Genomic DNA, 2,093 nt, shown 5'->3' with positions numbered 1-2,093 from the left:
CTCTACATAAAAGAATTTGAAAATGTAGAGCACTTTAAAATAGAATTAGAAAAATATATAGATTATTATAATACGAAACGGATTAAGGCAAAATTAAAAATGAGCCCGGTACAATACCGGACTCACTTTTATCAAGCTGCCTAATGAAATAACCGTGTCTAACTTTTAGGGGTCACTTCAGTTTCTTCGCTCTTTTTTTATTTGTCATAAACAATAAATAGTGAAATTTAAGCGATTCTAAATACAGTAAGGCGGATGTTAGTATTTCCTGTCGCAGGGATCGTAATCTCATTAAGAGTAGATTGAACAGAAATTCTTGCACCAGCTGCTAATGTTTCGATTGTAGTAAATGAAAGTGAGTCGCCTATTAAATTTGAAGAGAAATTATCAGTTGCGACTGCTCCATTAATTGAAATTCCTACTCCGAGTGGAGCGCATCCTGGCGCAGTTGTAGAAATGGATACGCTAATTACATAAATACCACCGTTAATAACAGTAACTGTATCTGTACCGTTGAAGATAATATTGTTTACGTTAATTGCAGTACTAAAAATAAAGTTATTAAATTGCAGTACTGTTTGCTGAATATTGTTTGTTACAACAATTGTTGCTATAGGGAAGCTAGGTCCAGTTGGCCCAGTAGGTCCGGTAGGTCCACCAGAAGGTCCAGTAGGTCCAGTAACTCCTATACCAGTAGCGCCGGTAGCACCCGTTGGTCCTTGAATGCCTTGAGGTCCGGTAGCGCCTGTGTTACCTTGAAGACCTTGAGGTCCAGTAGCGCCAGTAGCACCTGTGTTGCCTTGAACGCCTTGAGGTCCAGTGGCACCAGTAGCACCTGTGTTACCTTGAACACCCTGAGGTCCAGTGGCACCAGTAGCACCTGTGTTACCTTGAACACCTTGAGGTCCAGTGGCACCAGTAGCACCTGTGTTGCCTTGAACGCCTTGAGGTCCAGTGGCACCAGTAGCACCTGTGTTACCTTGAGGTCCAGTAGCACCAGTAGCACCTGTGTTACCTTGAGGTCCAGTGGCACCAGTAGCACCTGTGTTACCTTGAGGTCCAGTAGCGCCGGTAGCACCAGTAGCACCTGTGTTGCCTTGAACGCCTTGAGGTCCAGTGGCACCAGTAGCACCCGTGTTACCTTGAACACCTTGAGGTCCAGTGGCACCAGTAGCACCTGTGTTACCTTGAATGCCCTGAGGTCCAGTGGCACCAGTAGCACCTGTGTTACCTTGAACACCTTGAGGTCCAGTGGCACCAGTAGCACCTGTGTTACCTTGAACGCCTTGAGGTCCAGTAGCGCCAGTAGCACCTGTGTTGCCTTGAACACCTTGAGGTCCAGTAGCACCTGTGTTACCTTGAGCACCTTGAGGTCCGGTAGCGCCCGTGTTACCTTGAACACCCTGAGGTCCAGTAGCACCCGTGTTACCTTGAACGCCTTGAGGTCCAGTGGCACCAGTAGCACCTGTGTTACCTTGAACGCCTTGAGGTCCAGTGGCACCAGTAGCACCTGTGTTACCTTGAACACCTTGAGGTCCAGTAGCGCCGGTAGCACCAGTAGCACCTGTGTTACCTTGAACGCCTTGAGGTCCAGTAGCGCCGGTAGCACCAGTAGCACCTGTGTTACCTTGAACACCTTGAGGTCCAGTAGCACCAGTAGCACCTGTGTTACCTTGAGCACCTTGAGGTCCGGTAGCGCCAGTAGCGCCCGTGTTACCTCGAGGTCCAGTAGCACCAGTAGCACCTGTGTTACCTTGAGGTCCCTGAGGTCCAGTAGGTCCAGGAGGCCCGCCAGAAGGTCCAGTAGGTCCGGTAACTCCTATACCAGTAGCGCCAGTGGCACCGGTAGCACCAGTAGCACCCGTGTTACCTTGAGGTCCGGTAGCGCCAGTAGCGCCCGTGTTACCTTGAGGTCCAGTAGCGCCGGTAGCACCCGTGTTACCTCGAGGTCCAGTGGCACCGGTAGCGCCCGTGTTACCTTGAGGTCCGGTAGCGCCAGTAGCGCCCGTGTTACCTCGAGGTCCAGTGGCACCGGTAGCGCCCGTGTTACCTTGAGGTCCGGTAGCGCCAGTAGCGCCCGTGTTACCTCGAGG

At 50.5% G+C, this 2,093-nt stretch carries 2 protein-coding genes; one reads left to right on the top strand and one right to left on the bottom strand.

Features of this window, described 5'->3' with window-relative positions; all coding sequences use genetic code 11:
- The coding region (locus tag ACTJJY_RS31865; RefSeq protein WP_152530538.1) for an IS3 family transposase at positions 1 to 144 on the top strand (144 nt) is incomplete at its 5' end.
- 83 nt (positions 145 to 227) lie between these two features.
- Here the strand turns inward: ACTJJY_RS31865 and ACTJJY_RS31860 are convergent.
- Positions 228 to 2,093 (bottom strand): Gly-Xaa-Xaa repeat protein (locus ACTJJY_RS31860; protein ID WP_440607442.1); only part of this gene is annotated, 1,866 nt, incomplete at its 5' end.

This window comes from Bacillus sp. 22475, from assembly GCF_052044835.1.
GTDB lineage: Bacteria > Bacillota > Bacilli > Bacillales > Bacillaceae_G > Bacillus_A > Bacillus_A cereus.
The sequence above is the reverse complement of the archived record's forward strand: the minus strand, read 5'-3'. Positions and strand labels throughout refer to the sequence as shown.